The organism is Hyalangium ruber (genome assembly GCF_034259325.1).
Classification (GTDB): Bacteria; Myxococcota; Myxococcia; order Myxococcales; family Myxococcaceae; genus Hyalangium_A; species Hyalangium_A rubrum.
The window spans coordinates 669,458-687,303 of sequence record NZ_JAXIVS010000003.1 but is presented as its reverse complement, the minus strand read 5'-3'; the positions used below and the strand labels follow the sequence as shown (position 1 = coordinate 687,303).

12 protein-coding genes are annotated in these 17,846 nt (G+C 66.6%); 7 read left to right on the top strand and 5 right to left on the bottom strand.

Annotation, left to right across the window (positions count from 1 at the left end):
* Nucleotides 1-5 precede the first annotated feature (5 nt).
* Both SYV04_RS11760 and SYV04_RS11755 read right to left on the bottom strand, forming a co-directional pair.
* Nucleotides 6-1,718 carry a cytochrome b N-terminal domain-containing protein gene (locus tag SYV04_RS11760; RefSeq protein WP_321545789.1) on the bottom strand — a complete coding sequence of 571 codons (1,713 nt, stop codon included), beginning with the start codon at nt 1,716-1,718 and terminating at the stop codon, nt 6-8.
* 7 nt (nt 1,719-1,725) lie between these two features.
* Nucleotides 1,726-2,259, bottom strand: a complete 534-nt coding sequence (locus SYV04_RS11755; RefSeq protein ID WP_321545788.1) for a QcrA and Rieske domain-containing protein — start codon at nt 2,257-2,259, stop codon at nt 1,726-1,728.
* A gap of 237 nt (nt 2,260-2,496) precedes the next feature.
* On the opposite strand from SYV04_RS11755, the gene SYV04_RS11750 reads away from it, so the two are divergent.
* Nucleotides 2,497-2,934 carry a putative Ig domain-containing protein gene (locus SYV04_RS11750; protein ID WP_321545787.1) on the top strand — a complete coding sequence of 146 codons (438 nt, stop codon included), beginning with the start codon at nt 2,497-2,499 and terminating at the stop codon, nt 2,932-2,934.
* A gap of 55 nt (nt 2,935-2,989) precedes the next feature.
* On the opposite strand, the gene SYV04_RS11745 is transcribed toward SYV04_RS11750, so the two are convergent.
* The gene (locus SYV04_RS11745) at nt 2,990-3,883 is read right to left on the bottom strand and encodes a hypothetical protein (protein ID WP_321545786.1); all 894 of its coding nucleotides are present in this window, start codon (nt 3,881-3,883) and stop codon (nt 2,990-2,992) included.
* 129 nt (nt 3,884-4,012) lie between these two features.
* On the opposite strand from SYV04_RS11745, the gene SYV04_RS11740 reads away from it, so the two are divergent.
* Complete coding sequence (locus tag SYV04_RS11740; protein ID WP_321545785.1) at nt 4,013-4,645, top strand: zinc ribbon domain-containing protein; 633 nt, start codon at nt 4,013-4,015, stop codon at nt 4,643-4,645.
* An 11-nt stretch (nt 4,646-4,656) separates the two neighbouring features.
* On the top strand, nt 4,657-5,970 hold the full coding sequence (locus SYV04_RS11735; RefSeq protein ID WP_321545784.1) for a sensor histidine kinase: 1,314 nt from the start codon (nt 4,657-4,659) through the stop codon (nt 5,968-5,970).
* On the opposite strand, the gene SYV04_RS11730 is transcribed toward SYV04_RS11735, so the two are convergent.
* Together SYV04_RS11730 and SYV04_RS11725 are read right to left on the bottom strand one after the other, a co-directional pair.
* Nucleotides 5,903-8,245, bottom strand: a complete 2,343-nt coding sequence (locus SYV04_RS11730) for a PhnD/SsuA/transferrin family substrate-binding protein (protein ID WP_321545783.1) — start codon at nt 8,243-8,245, stop codon at nt 5,903-5,905. The genes SYV04_RS11735 and SYV04_RS11730 overlap by 68 nt on opposite strands.
* A gap of 42 nt (nt 8,246-8,287) precedes the next feature.
* A complete protein-coding gene (locus SYV04_RS11725) occupies nt 8,288-9,706 on the bottom strand; it encodes a hypothetical protein (protein WP_321545782.1) in 1,419 nt (472 codons plus the stop codon).
* A gap of 376 nt (nt 9,707-10,082) precedes the next feature.
* On the opposite strand from SYV04_RS11725, the gene SYV04_RS11720 reads away from it, so the two are divergent.
* The 4 genes from SYV04_RS11720 (at nt 10,083) to SYV04_RS11705 (ending at nt 17,532) form a co-directional block, all read left to right on the top strand.
* Complete coding sequence (locus tag SYV04_RS11720; RefSeq protein WP_321545781.1) at nt 10,083-12,989, top strand: type I restriction endonuclease subunit R; 2,907 nt, start codon at nt 10,083-10,085, stop codon at nt 12,987-12,989.
* Nucleotides 12,986-14,560, top strand: coding sequence for a restriction endonuclease subunit S (locus SYV04_RS11715; RefSeq protein ID WP_321545780.1), 1,575 nt, complete (start codon nt 12,986-12,988; stop codon nt 14,558-14,560). Before SYV04_RS11720 ends, SYV04_RS11715 begins: the two co-directional genes overlap by 4 nt.
* A complete protein-coding gene (locus SYV04_RS11710; protein WP_321545779.1) occupies nt 14,557-16,104 on the top strand; it encodes a class I SAM-dependent DNA methyltransferase in 1,548 nt (515 codons plus the stop codon). The genes SYV04_RS11715 and SYV04_RS11710 overlap by 4 nt, the downstream gene beginning before the upstream one ends.
* Before the next feature lie 918 nt (nt 16,105-17,022).
* Nucleotides 17,023-17,532 (top strand): hypothetical protein, encoded by a 510-nt coding sequence (locus SYV04_RS11705; RefSeq protein WP_321545778.1) that lies wholly within the window; start codon nt 17,023-17,025, stop codon nt 17,530-17,532.
* Nucleotides 17,533-17,846 lie beyond the last annotated feature (314 nt).

The following is a 17,846-nucleotide window of genomic DNA, read 5'->3' as shown; positions in this document are numbered from 1 at the left end:
GCCGGCTAGGGAAACTTCAAGGGCTGGGAGGCCTGAGCATGGAGCCAGAGGGTGACAGCCCGCAGCTCGTCCTCGGGCAGGCGGGTGTGGTCAAACGTCTCCATCTCGTTGAGCTCGCCGAAGAAGCGGGGCGCACCCGGCGTGCGGATGAAGGCGGCGGTCCACGCGTGGGAGGCCCAGCCCTTCAGGTCCGGCGCCATGCCGCTGCCCACCCCGTCCAGGGTGTGACAGCTGGCGCAGCCCTCGCCGTCGAACAGCTCCTCGCCCTTCTTGGCCAGCGCCACCGTCACGTCTGGCCGCTCGCCCTGCGAGTAGAGGAACTCGACCAGCGCGTCCAGGGACTCCTGGGGGCCGGTGTAGGCGTCCATCTCGTCGATCTTCGTGTTGCCGAAGAAGTGCGGGGCGCGGGGGTTGCGCAGGAAGCGGGCGATCCAGGCGCGTGAGGCGTAGCCCTCCAGGCACGGGCTGCCGGTGTAGTTCGGGGTGTCACAGGCCTGGTGGCAGGACTGGCACTGGGCGGAGATGACGCGCGCGCCCCAGACGATGGGGTCATTGCGGTACAGCTCCAGGGGGCCCGCGGTGGGTACACCCTTGGTGGCCAGGCGGCGGGCCTCGAGGGCCTCCTCGTGGGCGCGGGCGGCCATGGTGGCGACGGCGGGATCCTTGCGGTCCGAGGCCACGGCGAGCGCGCCCAGGGCGCCCACGCCCGCGAGACCCAAGGTGAGCACGAGCGCCAGCGCCCGGTGCGCCTGGGGAAGGCGGCGCACCAGGAACGCGTGGATGAAGGGCAGGGTGGCCATGAAGCCCATGGCCAGGCCGGGCAGGACGACGGTGCCCAGCAGTTCGGCGCCGCCCTCGAAGTACTTCAGCAGCTGGAACAGGGGTAGGAAGTACCACTCGGGGCGGGCGAGGTACTGCGAGGAGGGATCCGCCGGGCCCTCCAGCGGCGCGCCCTGGCTGAAGGCGACGAAGAAGAGCGTGCCCACCACCGCCGCGGCGAAGGCGGTGTCATAGAAGAGCTGCTTGGGGAAGAAGGGCTCGGCGCGGCGCTCCAGCTCTTCCTGGGGCATGTCCGGTGGGGTGACGCCGTGCTTGCGGAAGAGGGCCAGGTGGATGCCGAGGAAGAGGACCAGGCCCGCCGGCAGCAGAATCACGTGCAGGGTGTGGAAGCGCGTCAGGGTGAGGTTGCCGTAGGAGGCTCCGCCCTGGAGGAAGGTCTGCAGCTTCTCGCCGATGAGCGGCAGCGTACCGGCGATGGAGGTGGCCACCTGCGTGGCCCAGTAGCCCTTCTGGTCCCACGGCAGCAGGTAGCCGGTGAGCGCCAGGGCGAGGATGATCTGCATCAGCACGAAGCCGGCCAGCCAGTTCACCTCGCGCGGGGCGCGGAAGGCACCGGCCCACGCCGTCTGCAGCAGGTGCAGCACCACCAGGATGACGATGGCCGAGGCGCCGAAGTGGTGCAGGCCGCGCACCAGCGAGCCCAGCTGCACCTGCGTCTCGATGTAGTTGACGGAGGCCCACGCGTCCGTGGTGGACGGGCTGTAGTAGAGCTCCAGGGCAATGCCGGTGACGGCCTGCAGCAGGATGAGGACGACGAGGGCCGAGCCGAAGACGTAGCGCCAGCGCGCCCCGCCGAGCACACGCTCGAAAAGGGCACTGTGCATCAGGGCGCGGTGGCCGGTGCGGGAGTCCAGCCAGTCGCCGAAGCGTTTGAGCATGGGGGACCTACACCTCTTCCCGTTCGGAGATGCCCTGCTTGAAGCGCCGGTAGTGGACGAGCACCGCCTGGCCGCGCACCTCCACAGTGAGCGGATCCATGCCACGAGGGGCGGGCCCTTCCAGGCGCGCGCCATCCATGGCGAAGGCGGAGGTGTGGCAGGGGCAGGCGAAGTGGCCGCGCTGCTTGTCCATGTTCACCCCGCAGCCCAGGTGCGGGCAGATGGTGGACAGGGCGGTGAAGGTGCCATCGGCCTTGCGGGTGAGCCAGGCGGCGCCCACGGTGGTGGCCTCGGAGCGGCTCCAGGCGTCGGTGACGGAGCGGACCAGCTCCACGCGGCGCGGCACGCCCACGGTGAAGTCCGACACGTTGCCCACGGGGATGGGCACGTCATTGCCCGTGCGTGGGGCGGGGCGCAGCGGCGAGAGGATGCTGCCCAGCACGGGCACGGCCGCGAGCGCCGCGATGGCGCCGCCGAGCAGCACGGTGATCGCACCGAGAAAGCCTCGACGCGTGGGGGGAACGGAGGAGGGCTCAGACATGAATGTCCCCGAGTATAGGGCCGCTGTTCATCGTTGAACCATGTATTGCCCGTGAGGGCGAATCGGATGACCCAAGGTCAGTGAGGGCGTTGGGCGAGAGAGCGGCGTGTCCGTGGAGCGACAGTGGCTCCGGGGCCTCCTGCCGTGCTCACCGGGAGTGCTTACTCCTCTCGACGGGGAGTCGGGCGGGTGGGGGGCGGAATGGCGGGCAGGGCGAAGGTCTTTAGCGGAGGGGTGTTGCTGGTCGCATGCGTGGTCGCGCTGCGCTGCGGCCCTTCGTCACCGGACGAGGCAGGGACCGACTCCGAGCGCTCGGGGCTCCCGCTGCCACCGATTCCCCTGGCGCCGCTTCCCTTCCCAGCCCTTCCACCGCCGCCAGACGCGGGCACGCCTCCACCCTCCCAATCCAAGCTCTGTGCGCCGGAGGGAGGCGGGACACACCTGGCGGTGGAAGGGAAGCCGCTGACCGTCACCCTGCGCTGCGGCAAGGGGCTCTCCACGCCCGAGCTGCGCTTCACGGTGTCGCCGCTGCCCGAGGGCGCGAGCATGGACGAGGCGACCGGCACCCTGAGCTGGACTCCGCGCAAGGACCAGGTCGCCATCTGGTCGTTCCTCATCACCGAGGCCACCACGGGAGAGGCGGGCGTCCTCGTGATCGCCGTGGTGGACACCTAGGACTGGTACACCTTGCCCGAGGAGCGGCTGCTGGAGCCGCTCCCCGATGCGTTGCCTACTTGGCGTAGAGGACGATGTCCTCGCGCACCTTGGAGACGATGCCGCCCCACTGGCCACCGGCGCCGTGGCTGTAGGACTCGCCGTCGTCGCGCAGGCTCACCGTGTGGTAGCTCCACTTGGCGCGGCCGTCGCTGCAGGCGTTGGTGCCGGTGTTCAGCGTGCCGCCGCAGAACCAGTCACCCGGGTTGCAGTAGGAGCCGCCTGAGCTGCCGGAGACGCCGCCCGTGGTGTGGTAGGCCACCGCCTCGTCATCCTGCCCGGGGAGGATGCCCGAGTAGGCCGTGCCCTTGGCGCCCGCGAACATGTAGAACCACTTCGCGCCCGTGGTGTTGTGGTTGTACATCGCGCGCGCCGTGGTGGTGACCAGGTCCCCGACGATGGGGTCGTTCGTGGCCCACTCACCGACGTCGGCCAGCTCACTGCCGCCACCGGCGCCCGAGGCCACGTCCACCCACTTGATGTTCCAGCCCGTCTGGGTGGTGCCATCCGTGTTGCCGCACACGCCGCTGGAGTTGGGGGTGGCGTTCTTCTTGTAGCGGGCCGAGGTGCCGTAGAGCGACAGCGCGTAGCCGATCTGCAGGTCTCCGGCGGAATGCACGGCGATGTAGCACCAGTTGGTGCCCGTGCAGAAGCAGTCCAGGGCGTCGCGGATGCGGTAGTTCTGCCCGCCGATTCGCTGCCGACCATCCCAGTTGACCGCCTTCTTGTTCACTCCGGCCGCGGTGGAGCTGGGTCCCCAGTTGGAGAAGTCGGCATAGTTGCCGGCCTGGGTTCCACCCGAGTTCTTGCCGTGGATCCACAGCGTGTAGTTGGTGGCCGAAGCTTGGGGAGCCGCGAGGAGGAGAGCGGCGACACTCGCGGCGAGCGCCGCGCGAGCGAGGGGGGTCATGAGTACTCCAGTGGACTGCGGGGGATGGACCCGCTGGGAGGCGGGGTACCGAGCAAGCTACCAAAGGGAGGCGCGAGAGGGGCCGTGATAATCTGGAAGCGTTTCGTTCCCCTCAGGAGACGGCTTGCCATGCCGCTGATCCAATTCACCCGCAACTACAAAGATCGCTCGAACAACCACGGCTTTCAGTTCGAGTTCTATTGCGACAAGTGCAACAACGGTCACATGTCGCCTTTCAAGGCGAGCAGCGTTGGCATCGCGGCCAGCGTCCTGAAGGCGGCGGGTTCGTTCTTCGGCGGCGCCGTCTCTCGCGCGGCCTACGCGGGCGACCATGTGAAGGACGCGCTGCGCGGCAAGGCGCGGGACGAGGCGTATGCCGAGTCGGTGCAGGAGGCCAAGGCCCACTTCAAGAACTGCACCCGGTGTGGCCACTGGGTGTGCCCGCGGAACTGCTGGAACGAGACGCGCAACCTCTGCGAGTCCTGCGCGCCGAACCTCGCCGAGGAGGCCGCGCACATCCAGTCCAAGGTCGCCGTGGAGCAGGCCTGGGACAAGGCGCGCAAGGTCGATCAGGTGGAGGCGCTGGACATGAAGGCCACGCGCATGGCGGCCTGCCCGCACTGCAACGCCAGCGTCGAGGGCGGCAAGTTCTGCCCTGAATGTGGCAAGCCGCTGGCGGCGAAGACGAGCTGTGGCAAGTGCGGCGCGGAGATGGGGGCCAAGGCGAAGTTCTGCCCGGAGTGTGGCAGCTCTCGCGCCTGAGCGGGCTTCGGATGACCCCGACACCCAAGCAGGCTCCCGCGCCGGAAGCGGACCCGGAACAGGTTCATCTGGGGGTGAACAAGACCGCGGGCCTGGGCGCTTTGGTGATCAACCTCGTCCTGCTCATCTGGTTCTGGGGTCAGTGGAGCGCATTCCTCGCGGTGCTCGGGGTCGCCACGGTGCTGATGCTGTGGAACCTGGTGCTCATCGAGTGGCTCGCGAAGTGGACGAGCCGCTCGGTGCTCGAGACAGCGCGCACGGTCCTCAACGTCATGGGCATCGCGGTGGTGGGGCACTTCACCCGCTGGGCCGCGCCGGTGTGGATCTACGTGCCCTACAACCTGATCTGGTTCTATGGGCTGGACCGGTGGGTGCGCCCCCGCGGAGTGTTCTTCCTGCTGTCGGTCGACGCCATCGCCTGGTGGGACGGCGCCGCTCCGGAAGTGCTCCTGGCCTTCAGCCTGCTGGGCGTCTTTGGCTTCCTGGTCACCGAGAAGCGGGTCGAGCTCCTGCGCGGGGCGCTGGGTCGCACGCTGGAGCACCAGCAGGAGCTGCGGGATGCCCACCAGCGGCTCCAGCGGATCCACCAGCGCGCCGTCGAGCAGGAGAAGTTCTCCAGCCTGGGCATGATGGCCGCGGGGGTGGCGCATGAGATCAACAACCCGATGAGCTTCGTCACCAGCAACGTCCACTCCCTGCTCAAGGACCTGCAGCAGCAGCCCGCGCTGCCCGAGCCGCTGAAGGAGTACGTGGACGATGTGCTGCCGGCCACGTTGGAGGGCATCCGGCGCGTGAACGCCATCGTGGCGGATCTGCGCCGCTTCGCCCGGGGGGATCCGGATATCCACTCCGAATATGACCTGAACACCGAGGCGCGGACGGCGCTGCGCCTCGCGCACAACCAGCTGCGCCACTGTCAGGTGGAGACCGAGCTGGGCGAGGTGGGGACGCTCCGGGGGCGGCCCCAGCAGATCGTCAAGGTGCTGGTGAACCTGCTGGCCAACGCCGGCCAGGCCACCCCCACCGGAGGCAAGGTGCGCCTGTCCACGCGCCCGGAGGGAGGCGAGGTGCGAGTGGAGGTTCTCGACACGGGCGAGGGCATGTCCCCGGAGGCGATGCGCCACCTGTTCCAGCCGTTCTTCACCACCCGCCCACCGGGAGCGGGCATGGGGTTGGGGCTGGCGGTGGTGCGGGGCATCGTCACCGCGCACGGCGGCCGCATCCAGGTGGAGAGCCAGCCCGGCCAGGGGACCTGCGTCACCTTCTTCCTTCCCCGGGTGCCCCCGCCGGGCGCGGGGGTTCGGAGCGCTGCCTCGGAAGCGTGATGATGAACGTCGTGAAGGCGCCCTCTTCCGACTCGAAGCGCATGTCGCCTCCGTAGCCCTTGACGATGATCTCGTGGCTGATGGAGAGCCCCAGCCCCGTCCCCTCTCCCGCGGGCTTGGTGGTGAAGAATGGGGTGAAGAGCTTGTCCCGGATGCCTTGGGGAATGCCGGTGCCGTTGTCGTGGAGGTGGATCTCCACGCTGTCCGGCAGGCTCTTGGTCTTCACTTGAATCCGCCCTTGGAAGCTCCCGCCCAGCGTCTGGCGCTTCGCATGCACGGCGTGGCACGCATTCTCGAGCAGGTTGGTGATGACCCGGCTGATCTCCTGCGGGACGAGCTGCATCTTGCCCACGGCCTCGTCGAACTCCTGCTCGAACTGGATGTTGAAGGAGGGCGTTCGCGACCACATGCCGTGGTAGACGAGGTTGATGGAGTCCGCGAGCAGCACGTTGAGGGCGATGTCGCGGCGCTCACCCTTGTTCCCGCTGGAGTGCTCGAGCATGGCGCGGATGATCCGCTCCATCCTGTGGCCATGCTCCTTGATTCGCCGCACGTTCGCGGCCACGTCGGCCAGGCTCTCCTGAAGGTGCGCGGGGATGCTGCCCTGGGCAGCCAGCTCCTCGGTCACCTCGCGGAGCAGATCCTCGGAGAGCACCGAGAAGCTGTTCACGAAGTTCAAGGGGTTCCGGAGCTCGTGCGCGATTCCGGCCGTCAGTGTGCCCAGCGCCGCGAGCCGCTCCTGGAGGATGAGCCGGTCCTGGGCCTCACGCAGCTTGCTCAAGGCCGTGGCGAGCGCGTCGTTCTTCGTCCGCAGCTCCTGGGACCATTTCGCCTCCTGGCGCTCCATCTGCCTGCGCGCGGTGATGTCCTGGGCGAACACCCGCAGGACGCCCGTGTCCGGCAGCGGCACCACCGCCAGCTCCCAGTCCCGGTTCTCCAGGTGGACCGTCGCCGGTAGCGCCTCTTCCCCCGACAGGGCCCAGGCGAACGCGGTGGCAACCACGGGGTGGTTGCGGCCCTGCGCCAGCAGGTCGGGGAAGCGCTCGTGGGCCGCCGGGTTGGCGTAGCGCAGGGCCCCCGCCATATCCAGCTCCAGCATGGGCTCGGGGTGCATCAGCGGGAAGGAGGCCAGCCGGAAGAGGTGCTCCTCCAGCGGGGAGAGCTCGGTGACGTCTTGAAGCTGCAGGAGGACCGCGGGCCGCGACTGCTCGGAGCTGGGGGGACACCACGTCATCTCGGCGGCGTAGGAGCGCGTCTCGCCTGGCGCCTCCTGGAGGTGGTACTTCACCCGGCCGCCCTTCCGGTTGTGGCGGGTCAGGCGGGTCAGGGCCTGCAATCGCGCGGCGGCATGGGGACCGAGAACCTCGGCCAGCGTTTGTCCTTCGCGTCCGCGCACGTCACGGCCCAGCGCCCTGTCCTCCTCCGCCCATACCTCGCGGCAGCGGTCCTCCTCATCCAGCCGGAGCGCCACGAAGTTCGTGCCTCGGTGGCTCCAGGGCTTGGAGGTGGATTCGAGCACGTCCGCGGGGGGCGTGAAGCCTTCGGAGTGGAACGCCGCGATCATCGGCTCCATCCCGGCGCCTCCCTTGCTCAGCTCCACGATGCAGGCGCTCAGCGCGGCGGCGTCCTCCCGGGAGAGGCGGCGCGTGAGGATGAGCCCGTCGGCGGGAGTGGGACCGGAGAAGAGCAAGGGCTTGAGCAGGTGCTCTCCGCCGCCCAGGTGGGTGCCCATGAAAGCCCGGGCGGTGATTTCATCCGGCTGGCTCGTGAGGACGGACGTCACATCGGCTTCCCCCGAGACGACCGCGCGCAGCGCCCCGCCGTACGAGCCGATGAAGCGCTCCTCGGCGAAGAGCGCCGCGGGGGGAGAGCCCAGGGCCTCCAGGTGCCGCGCGATGAGCAGGTACCCTCCCATGGACTCGGGGCTGACCCAGGCGGCGCGGCGGCCCCGCAGGCTCTCCAGGGTGAGGGAGTCGTCCGAGCGGCAGACGAGCGCCGCGTGGTAGTGGCCGTGTCCGAAGCGCACCGCGCGGAGCACGGCCCACGCTCGCGGACCGAACCGGGCGCACTGCTCGGCCGTGCCCCAGGCGATGTCCACCCGGTTCTCCTCGAGCGCCTGGGAGAGGGCCTCATAGGAGGGGGCCGTCGTCACCTGTACCGCCCGTCCCATGCGCAGGGAGATCGCGTGGCCGAGCAACTCCACCCGGACGTGCTCCCGCACCTCACCCAGGGACGGGTAGACGACGAAGCGAATGGGGGAAGGGGATGAGGTCAAAGGTACACCTCGGAGGGGCGGGGATGGCCCTGGCTCCGAGTCTCATTGCGTCGCGAAGAGGATGGGCGCGCGGGGAGCATCCTCGCCGAGCACCTGAGAGAGCACCTGGCTCACGGGGGAGGGGAGCTCGACGCCCGCGCGCGCGCAGCGGGCCGCCTCGTTCAGCGTCAGGCTTGGCGTGGTGCAGTAGTACGCGTGCCAGTGCGCGGTGAGTTGCCTCGCGAAGGACTGCTCCAGCTCCTGCACCTTCTGGGAGAACCAGGCGTGCCGCTTCGGCATGTCCGGGCGCTGCGGGTAGACGCTGCCAGGGGAGAAGCTGACGTCGTGCTCGTAGCCGTACGCGGACATCTGGTCCGACAGCGCCGCCGTGAGCGGGCTGCGCTGCTCGGCCAGGCCTCCCGTGGCCGTCACGGAGAAGCGGAAGGAGGCCGAGTGCCGCTGCGCGTTGTATTCGAAGGTCTTGTGGATGTCCCGGTACTTGGTGACCTCGACCGTGTAGGTGAGCGTCTTCTCCCGGTACTTCGTCACCGTGCGCTTCTTCTTCTCCCCGTTTTCGACGTACTCCTCCTCTTCGGTGTAGGGCTCCTGGACCGTCTGCGTCCGCTCCTCGTGGTCGGTGTAGGGCTCCTGGTCGACCCATGGCGCGGTGAGCCGGACGGGGTCTCGCTCGAAGCGCGTGCTGAACATGCCTTGGAGCGCGAAGGCCACGGGCCGGCTGGAGCGCGGCGAGTACCAGAGAGAAGCCTCGAACACCCGCGAGAGCCGGTCCTGGATGAGCTGGAGCTCCTCCGGGCCTACCCCATCCACCGCGCCCGTCCACGTGGGGGGCCCCAGCAGCTCGGGCAGCAGCGGCGGCTCGGGCGCCTCCTCGTTCCAGCGCCGGCAGTAGCGAGACACCAGCTCGGCCCAGTATGGCGCGTTCTCGGCGGAGACCTTCTTCAGGCGGGTGCAGGTGTCCTTGCCGCCACGCAGCACCGCACCCTCCATCTCGCGGCGGATGGGCGCCAGCTCCGCGTGGGCCAGCAGCGGGCGCTTCCGGTCGAGCGAGGCCTCCGCCGTCAGCGCCAGGCCGCGCTGGGCCGATGCCACGATGATCTGGCGGAAGTGCCGATGGGTGCCTTCCATCTCCTCCAGCAGCGAGCTCTCCAGGGCCCCGTTGAGCTTCGAGCCCCACTCCAGGCGGTGCCGCAGGAAGCTCTCGAGGAAGTGCTCTGCTCCCTCATCGTCGCCCTCGAGCCGGTGCTGGCGCGCCCGGCCCAGCAGTTGCTCCAGCGCCTTCCACCGCAACTCGTCCCGGGAGGTCAGCAGGTTCAAGTCATTTGGCTTCTGCTGGAGGAGCTGGTCGTAGATCGCCGCCGCTTCGACGAACTGGCCCTGGCGGGCGAGCTCATCCGCGCGGCCCTGGAGGGTGACGCAGGCGCAGAGGGCGAGGAGGGGTAAAAGTCGGAGGAGGCGGCACATGGGAGCAGAGGCAGAGGGTGTGCGCCCCATGATGGCACGGCCACGGCGCTTCGCGGGACCCCCCTTCCCGGGAAGTACAGCCTTGGGCGAAGCCCACGACAGGCTCCAAGCGCGCAAGGAGTCGAAGCGCAGCGAGGCAGCACGCTCAAAGCCCCAGAAGGGTGCCAGCCTGGGGCCCTTGTGTGGCGCGAGCAGGCCGACCTTGAGTGTCTGGTGAGCCCCGTGGCCCAGCGTTAGGAGCGGCGCTATCCACTGGGTTGGAGAGCAAATTGGCTGATGTGCGGGCGGACCCTACCCGGCTGGATTGACGCGTCAGCCCGCCGTGTGGACTTCGAGATCGCCGTGGGCGGGGCTTTCAGCGAAAATCGGTGCCCCGATGCCAACGCCCGAAGCTGCTGCCCGCAAGAACATTGATGCCGCGCTCCAGAGCGCGGGTTGGCACGTCCAGGACTTCGCCGAACTCAACCTCGCCGCTGGACTCGGGGTGGCTGTCCGCGAGTTCCCCCTGGCACGCGGCCACGGCAAGGCCGATTACGCCCTCTATGTTGCCGGGAAGCTGGCCGGTGTCGTCGAGGCCAAGAAAGAAGGCACCCTGCTCACCGGCATCGAGGTGCAGTCGGAGAAATACGCGCGCGGCGTGCCCCCCCTCATCCCCGCCCACGTCGTCCCGCTGCCGTTCCTCTACGAGAGCACGGGCGTGGAGACGCAGTTCACCAACCGCCTGGATCCGGAACCCCGCAGCCGCCGCCTCTTTCACTTCCACAAGCCCGAGACACTGGCCGAGTGGCTCGACCCAGAGCAGAACCCACCCCCGCTGCTCCCCCTCAAGAACGGCAAGCCCGCGCCACGCAGTCTTCTGCCCTCCTCCCTGCGGCTGCGCCTCCGCCAGATGCCGGACGTCGAGCCCAAGGGCCTCTGGCCCGCCCAGCTCAAGGCCGTGCGCAACCTCGAAGCATCTCTGTACGCCGACAAGCCGCGCGCCCTCATCCAGATGGCCACCGGCTCCGGGAAGACGTTCACCGCGGTCAGCTCCATCTACCGGCTCATCAAGTTCGGTGGAGCCAAGAGAGTCCTGTTCCTCGTGGACCGCGCCAACCTCGGCCGCCAGACGCTCAAGGAGTTCCAGCAGTACGTCACTCCTGACGACGGCCGGAAGTTCCACGAGCTGTACAACGTCCAGCACCTCACCTCGAACAAGCTCGACCCGGTGGCCAAGGTCTGCATCGCGACCATCCAGCGCGTCTACTCCATGCTCTCGGGCCAGGAGCTGAAGGAAGATGACGAGGAAGTCTCCGCCTTCACCACGCTTACCGACTTGAGCACCCAGCCGCTCGCGGTCCCCTACAACCCCAGCATCCCCGTCGAGTTCTTCGACTTCCTGTGGACCGACGAAGCTCACCGATCCATCTACAACCTGTGGCGCCAGGTGCTGGAGTACTTCGACGCGTCCCTCATCGGCCTTACCGCGACGCCTTCCAAGCAGACCCTCGGCTTCTTCCACCAGAACCTCGTCATGGAGTACGGCCACGAGGCCGCCGTCGGCGACAGCGTGAACGTGCCCTTCGACGTGTACCGCATCCGTACCCGTATCACCGAGGGCGGCTCGAAGGTGGATGCGGGTCTCTTCGTGGACAAGCGCGACCGTGAGTCCCGGGCCGTCCGGTGGCAGAAGCTTGACGAGGACCTGAGCTACTCCGCCAGCCAGCTCGACCGGGACGTGGTGGCGGTGGACCAGCTGCGCACCGTCATCCGCACCTTCAAGGACCGGCTCTTCACCGAGATCTTCCCCGGCCGCAAGGAAGTCCCCAAGACGCTCATCTTCGCCAAGGACGACTCCCACGCCGACGACATCGTCCGCGTCCTCCGGGAGGAGTTCGGCAAGGGCAACGCGTTCTGCGAGAAGATCACCTACCGCACCGGGACCGCTCGCATCGTCACGAAGAAGAAGGGGCCCGGCGGCAAGGAAGTCGAAGAAATCACCTACAAGTCCACCGGCATCAAGCCCGAGGATCTGCTCTCCTCATTTCGTAACTCCTACAACCCGCGCATCGCCGTGACGGTGGACATGGTCGCCACCGGCACCGACATCAAGCCGCTGGAAATCGTGATGTTCATGCGCACGGTGAAGAGCCGCAACTTCTTCGAGCAGATGAAGGGGCGCGGGGTCCGCGTCATCAGCCCGAGTGACCTTCAGTCGGTGACGCCCGACGCCCCCGCCAAGACGCACTTCATCCTCGTAGACTGCGTGGGCATGTGTGAGAGCGACTTCGTCGATACTCGCCCGCTGGAGAAGCACCCCGCGGTGGCCTTCGACAAGCTGCTCCAGGTGGTGGCCGCCGGTGGCACGGACCACGATGTCATCTCCTCGCTGGCCAGTCGCCTGGCCCGGATGAATCAGCGGTTGGGCAAGCCCGAGAAGGAGCGGCTCGCTGGGTTGGCCCACGGCAAGTCGCTGGAAGAACTGGTGGGCGGGCTGGTGGAGGCGCTGGATCCGGACAGGCACGTCGAGGCGGCGCGGGTGGCCAACAAGCTGCTCACCGGAGAAGAGCCCACGGCGGCGCAGGTCTCCCAGGCGGCGGAGGTGGCTATTCGGGCGGCGGTGGCTCCGCTGGCGGCGAACCCGGACTTGCGCAACGAGCTCGCCTTCATCAAGCGCAGCTTCGAGCAGACGCTCGACACGGTCAGCGTGGACACGGTGCTGGGAGCGGGCTTCGACGCCGCCGCCACCGAGAAGGCGCGTGGGCTGGTGCAGTCCTTTGAGAAGTATATCGAGGAGCACAAGGACGAGCTCACCGCCATCCAGGTGCTGTACTCACAGCCGTACGCGAAGCGGCTCACGTTCAAGGATATCAAGGCGCTGGCCGAGGACATCAAGGCCCCGCCCCGGACGTGGACGCCCGAGGCGCTCTGGCGCGCGTACGAGACGCTCGACAAGGCGAAGGTGCGCGGGGCCGGTGGCCAGCGGCTGCTCACGGACATCGTGTCGCTGGTGCGCTTCGCGCTCCACAAGGATCGGCAGTTGGTGCCCTTCACGGATCAGGTGGAGGAGCGGTTCCAGAACTGGCTTGCCCAGCAGGAGAACCGGGGGCGGAAGTTTTCTGACGAGCAGCGCCAGTGGCTCGCGCTCATCAAGGACCACGTCGCCGCGAGCTTCAGGATCGAGAGGGACGATTTCGAGGACGTGCCCTTCAACCAGAAGGGCGGGCTCGGGCGGGTCCATCAGGTGTTCGCGGGCAAGCTCGATGAGCTGCTCGAAGAGCTGAATGAGGTGTTGGTGGCATGAGCGAGAACGATCTGCCTGCAAATTGGATCCGCGCTTCGCTGTCTGATCTGGGGACTTGGGCTGGAGGGGGCACACCCTCCAAGTCCGAGCCAAGCTTCTGGCATGGGTCGATTCCGTGGGTCTCGCCGAAGGACATGAAGACGGAGTTCATTTCCGACACGGAAGATCACATCACGCCGACAGCAATCGAGCAGTCGGCGACCCGACTGATACCGGCTGAGTCGGTTCTCGTCGTGACTCGAAGCGGCATCTTGGAGAGAACTCTTCCAGTCGCGACCACCAAGAAGCCGGTTACGATCAATCAGGATCTCAAGGCGCTGACGCCACGCGAAGGAGTTCGGGCAAGGTACGTCGCTCTTGGGCTCAAGGCGTTCGAGCAGCGCATTCTCAAAGACTGCACCAAGTCCGGGACGACGGTTGCAAACGTGGAGTTCGCGTCTTTTCTCCGGTTTGAACTGCCGCTTGCACCGACCGAGGAACAAGATCGAATTATTGCCGAGGTCGAGAAGCAGTTCACCCGGCTCGACGCCAGCGTCGAGGCACTCAAGCGCGTACAGGCCCAGCTCAAGCGCTACCGAGCCTCGGTCCTGAAGGCCGCGTGTGAGGGGAGGCTGGTTCCGACCGAGGCCGAACTTGCACGCCGCGAGAAGCGCGACTACGAGCCCGCCGATAAGCTCCTCGCTCGCATCCTCAAGGAGCGCCGTGCCCGCTGGGAGGCCGACCAGCTCGCCAAGATGAAGGCGGCCGGGAAGCTTCCCAAGGACGACAAGTGGAAGGCGAAGTACGTCGAACCTGTCGCCCCTGAAACCTCTGGTCTGCCTTCGTTACAGAGTGGCTGGACGTGGTCAACAATCGACCAGTTGAGCTCAGTGGTAACCAAAGGGTCTTCCCCAAACTGGCAGGGCTTCGACTATTGCGCCTCGGGCGTCTTGTTTGTACGGAGTCAGAATGTTGGCTGGGGGTCGCTTCAGCTTGACGAACGTGTCTTTCTTCCACACGCGTTTAACGAGAAGGAAAGCAGGTCGGTACTGGCCGACGGCGATGTTCTCCTCAACATAGTGGGGGCATCAATTGGACGGGTAGCACTCGCCACGACCGAGCTTGCTGGAGCGAACATCAATCAGGCAGTAGCACTCATTCGACCCGTCGTTCCCTCTCTTGGGGCCTACGTTCTTCGCTACTTGCTTTCCCCTCTCGCCCAACAGTACATCCATCGCGAGAAAGTTGATGTCGCGCGGGCCAATTTCAGTCTCGCTGACGTATCAGAGATGCCCGTTCCGCTGCCTCCTCTCTCGGAACAGCAACGAATCATCTTCGAGGCGGAAAGCAGACTCTCCGTTGGTGATGCGATCGAACTCACTCTCATGTCGAATGAGACTCGCGCTACCCGCCTGCGACAAGCGGTCCTAAAGACTGCTTTCGAGGGCTCGCTGGTTCCTCAAGACCCGCGGGACGAACCCTCCTCAAAGCTCCTTGAGAGTATCTCTGCCGCCGTGGAGAACAAGTCCCTAACCAAACAGGGCCGAGTCAAGCAGACCACCGCTGTCCCCAAAATGAAGGCAACACGATGAGCAACCACTCGGCTCAAATCGTCCAGAAGCTCTGGAACTACTGCGATGTCCTCAGGGACGATGGCCTCTCCTACGGAGACTACATCGAGCAACTCACGTTCTTGCTTTTCCTCAAGATGGCCCACGAGCAGACCCAGGCTCCATGGAACCGTCCATCGCCCGTCCCCAAGGGCTTCGACTGGCCCAGCCTGATGAGCAAGGAGGGCGACGCGCTCGAAACCCACTACCGCCGCCTGCTGGAGAATCTAGGCAAGTCGAAGGGGACGCTGGGGCTCATCTTCCGCAAGGCCCAGAACAAGGTTCAAGACCCGGCGAAGCTCCGCCGCCTCATCGTAGACCTGCTGGACCGCGAGCAGTGGTCGAGCCTCGACGCCGACGTGAAGGGGGACGCCTACGAGGGCCTGCTGGAGAAGACGGCCACCCAATCCGGGGCCGGGCAGTACTTCACCCCGAGAGCGTTGATCCGCGCCATCGTGGACGTGGTGCAGCCCAAACCGGGGGAGACCCTCGTGGACCCGGCCGTTGGTACCGGTGGTTTCCTGCTCGCGGCCCACGACTACATTGCCAGGAACAACAGGCTCGACAAGGACCAGAAGAAGCACCTCAAGCTGGAGGCGCTGCGGGGGTGGGAGATCGCCGATACGCCCGCCCGTCTATGCACGATGAACCTGCTTCTCCACGGCATTGGCGGGGATGAGACTCCCATCGTTGTAGTGGATGACGCCATTCGCAGCGACCCGGGCAAGCGGTGGAAGATCGCGCTCTCCAATCCGCCCTTTGGCCGCAAGTCCTCCGTTACCGTCATCAACGATGAGGGCGAGCAGGAGAAAGAGGCCCTCACCGTCGTGCGCGACGACTTCTGGGCGTCCACGAGCAACAAGCAGCTCAACTTCGTGCAGCACATCAAGACGCTGCTGGAGGTGAACGGGCGGGCGGCGGTGGTGGTGCCCGACAACGTGCTCTTCGAGGGCGGAGCGGGGGAGACGATTCGCCGCAAGCTGCTCCACGAGTGCGACGTGCATACGCTGCTGCGGTTGCCGACGGGCATCTTCTACGCGCAGGGCGTGAAGGCGAACGTGCTGTTCTTCGAGAAGAAGCCAGGCCGGGAGAAGCCGTGGACCGAGAAGCTCTGGGTCTATGACTTGCGCACGAACAAGCACTTCACGCTGAAGACGAACCCGCTGAAGCGGGCGGATCTCGACGAGTTCGTTGCCTGCTACCTGCCGGAGAACCGGCACCAGCGCAAGGCGACGTGGTCCGAGAAGAAGGCTCCGGAGGGGCGCTGGCGCTCGTATGGGTACGAGGAACTGCTCCAGCGGGACAAGGTGAGCCTGGACATCTTCTGGCTCAAGGACGAGTCGTTGGAGGACTCAGCGAACCTGCCTGCTCCAGATGTCATTGCCGGGGAGATTGTGGACGACCTGCGTGCGGCCCTGGAGCAGTTCGAGGCGATCCAGACGGACCTCTCGCGCATAGGTAGAACTGGGGCACGTTCAAGAGCAGGGGGCGGGAGCCGAGGGACCGAGGAGGCTCGCGAGGACTGACCTACTCGGCCAATGTCACAGGGCTTCAGGAGCAGTTCGAGCACATTCGGGCCGGGCGAGTGGCCACTTCCAACTGGTTGGAAGTAGCGAGCGGGCCTCGGTCCCGGCTGAACTGTCCGGGGATGTAGACGGTTTTCGGCACATCGCCGGGGTCCTCCAACGGCCAGTCACCGCGCTTGCCCGCCGCCGTGTAAGGACAATGACGTCGTCTCCTCCTAAGCAATACCTCTGAGCAGAGTGCCAACACCTGCTCAACCGAGTGGAGTAGCATGGCCTGGCCCAACCCGCGCCGATGCGTCGGCTGGGTCGGTGTGTACGCAACCTGTCCAGAGACTTGCGATAACTCCGATCAGGCAGGTTCTTCCCGGGAGGCCCCGTGACGCTGGCCGGAGATGCTTGGCGTGCTACCTGTGCTCTCGTGCTACGCACGATCCTCATCGGTGCGTTGGGCTGTAGCTCGACGCAAGCCGCTTACCGGGGCACAGGCGGATCAGGCTCCGCGGATGGCGTCGCCGAGCGGTGGGATGCGATTGCGCAGCGCAGGGACTCCATCGCGCAGGCCGCACCTTGTGGTCCGACAGACAGCACCGTCTCGTGCTGCTTCAAACAGCATCCGGGTAATCCTGAGCGGTGTGGGGCGGTAGACCCCATGAAGGTGCCCACGCGGTCCCCAAAGCAGGCCCCCCGGCCCGATCCGCAACCACTTCCGCCGCCTACGAGTGCGGCTCCCCCAGACAAAAGGAAGAGGGAAGAGGAGTGCCGCCAATACTGGCTTCAGTGCGTCGCGCTGGGCGGCGAATACGAGAAGCGCGGGCAGTACGGGCGGAGCATCTGCCAGTCCTGTTACGACGTTTGTAAGGCGAACGGCTCTTGGCCCGAGAAGGTCAACGACTTTGAGTGTCTCGGAGGCTACTAGGCGTGGCCCGCTTGCGTTGGGAGTGGTGGAACGAGGTGGCAGAGGCCCGCCAGTGGCTCTGCTTCGGGATGATTCACGCTGAAGTGCCTTTTGACGCCTACGTGGCGGCGCTCAAGGACCTCGAGCGGCAGTTTGCACGAGAGGCACGAACCCCCGCCGAACGTCTGCACCTCAAGCGGCTGACGGCGGAGGATGCTGTACAAGCGGCGTTCGACCAGGATCGCCCCTGGAAGGACTTTGGCCCGTGGTTGCGCAAGCTCAAGCGGCTGGGCTTTCCGAATCTCTGGAGTCGCTTTCACATCTCGTGCCTTTACGTACAGTCCTTGCCGAACTTTCCGGAGCAAGCCCGGGACGCCTTCGCCATGTTGGCGGACACAGAGCGTCGGGTGTTGAGGTGCAGCAAAGAGCGCTCTTCGCGCCAACAGATGCTGGACGGGATTGCACATGCCCGGCGTGAGGCCGCGAGCCACGGCATCCTCGGCGAGAGGCCACTTCCAACTGGTTGGAAGTGAAGCTCCGCGCTCGGCTCCAGTTGGGAGAGGCGGCGAGAGGCCACTTCCAACTGGTTGGAAGTAACGATCGGGCCCTGGGCCTGGCTGCACAGTCCGGGAACGTGGACGGTCTGTCCCAGCAGCGGCGGGAGTTCATCCCTGTGAATTCGGTGAGTTACAACAACGCCCCAGCGATTGAACTGCGGCTCTGCCTGCGTAAGCCAGCGGCACTCCAATGCTTTTTCGGACCGTCTCAAAACGTGGACGGTGCGTCCGCGCGCACGGACGGTCCCTGGCGGCTGTTCTCGTAAGCACCCGTTTTCTCAGGGCCCCCA

Coding starts and splice junctions, on each gene's coding strand:
- SYV04_RS11760 (WP_321545789.1), bottom strand. CDS start 1,718: ATGCTCAAACGCTTCGGCGACTGGCTGGACTCCCGCACCGGCCACCGC.
- SYV04_RS11720 (WP_321545781.1), top strand. CDS start 10,083: ATGCCAACGCCCGAAGCTGCTGCCCGCAAGAACATTGATGCCGCGCTC.
- SYV04_RS11740 (WP_321545785.1), top strand. CDS start 4,013: ATGCCGCTGATCCAATTCACCCGCAACTACAAAGATCGCTCGAACAAC.
- SYV04_RS11745 (WP_321545786.1), bottom strand. CDS start 3,883: ATGACCCCCCTCGCTCGCGCGGCGCTCGCCGCGAGTGTCGCCGCTCTC.
- SYV04_RS11755 (WP_321545788.1), bottom strand. CDS start 2,259: ATGTCTGAGCCCTCCTCCGTTCCCCCCACGCGTCGAGGCTTTCTCGGT.
- SYV04_RS11715 (WP_321545780.1), top strand. CDS start 12,986: ATGAGCGAGAACGATCTGCCTGCAAATTGGATCCGCGCTTCGCTGTCT.
- SYV04_RS11735 (WP_321545784.1), top strand. CDS start 4,657: ATGACCCCGACACCCAAGCAGGCTCCCGCGCCGGAAGCGGACCCGGAA.
- SYV04_RS11710 (WP_321545779.1), top strand. CDS start 14,557: ATGAGCAACCACTCGGCTCAAATCGTCCAGAAGCTCTGGAACTACTGC.
- SYV04_RS11725 (WP_321545782.1), bottom strand. CDS start 9,706: ATGTGCCGCCTCCTCCGACTTTTACCCCTCCTCGCCCTCTGCGCCTGC.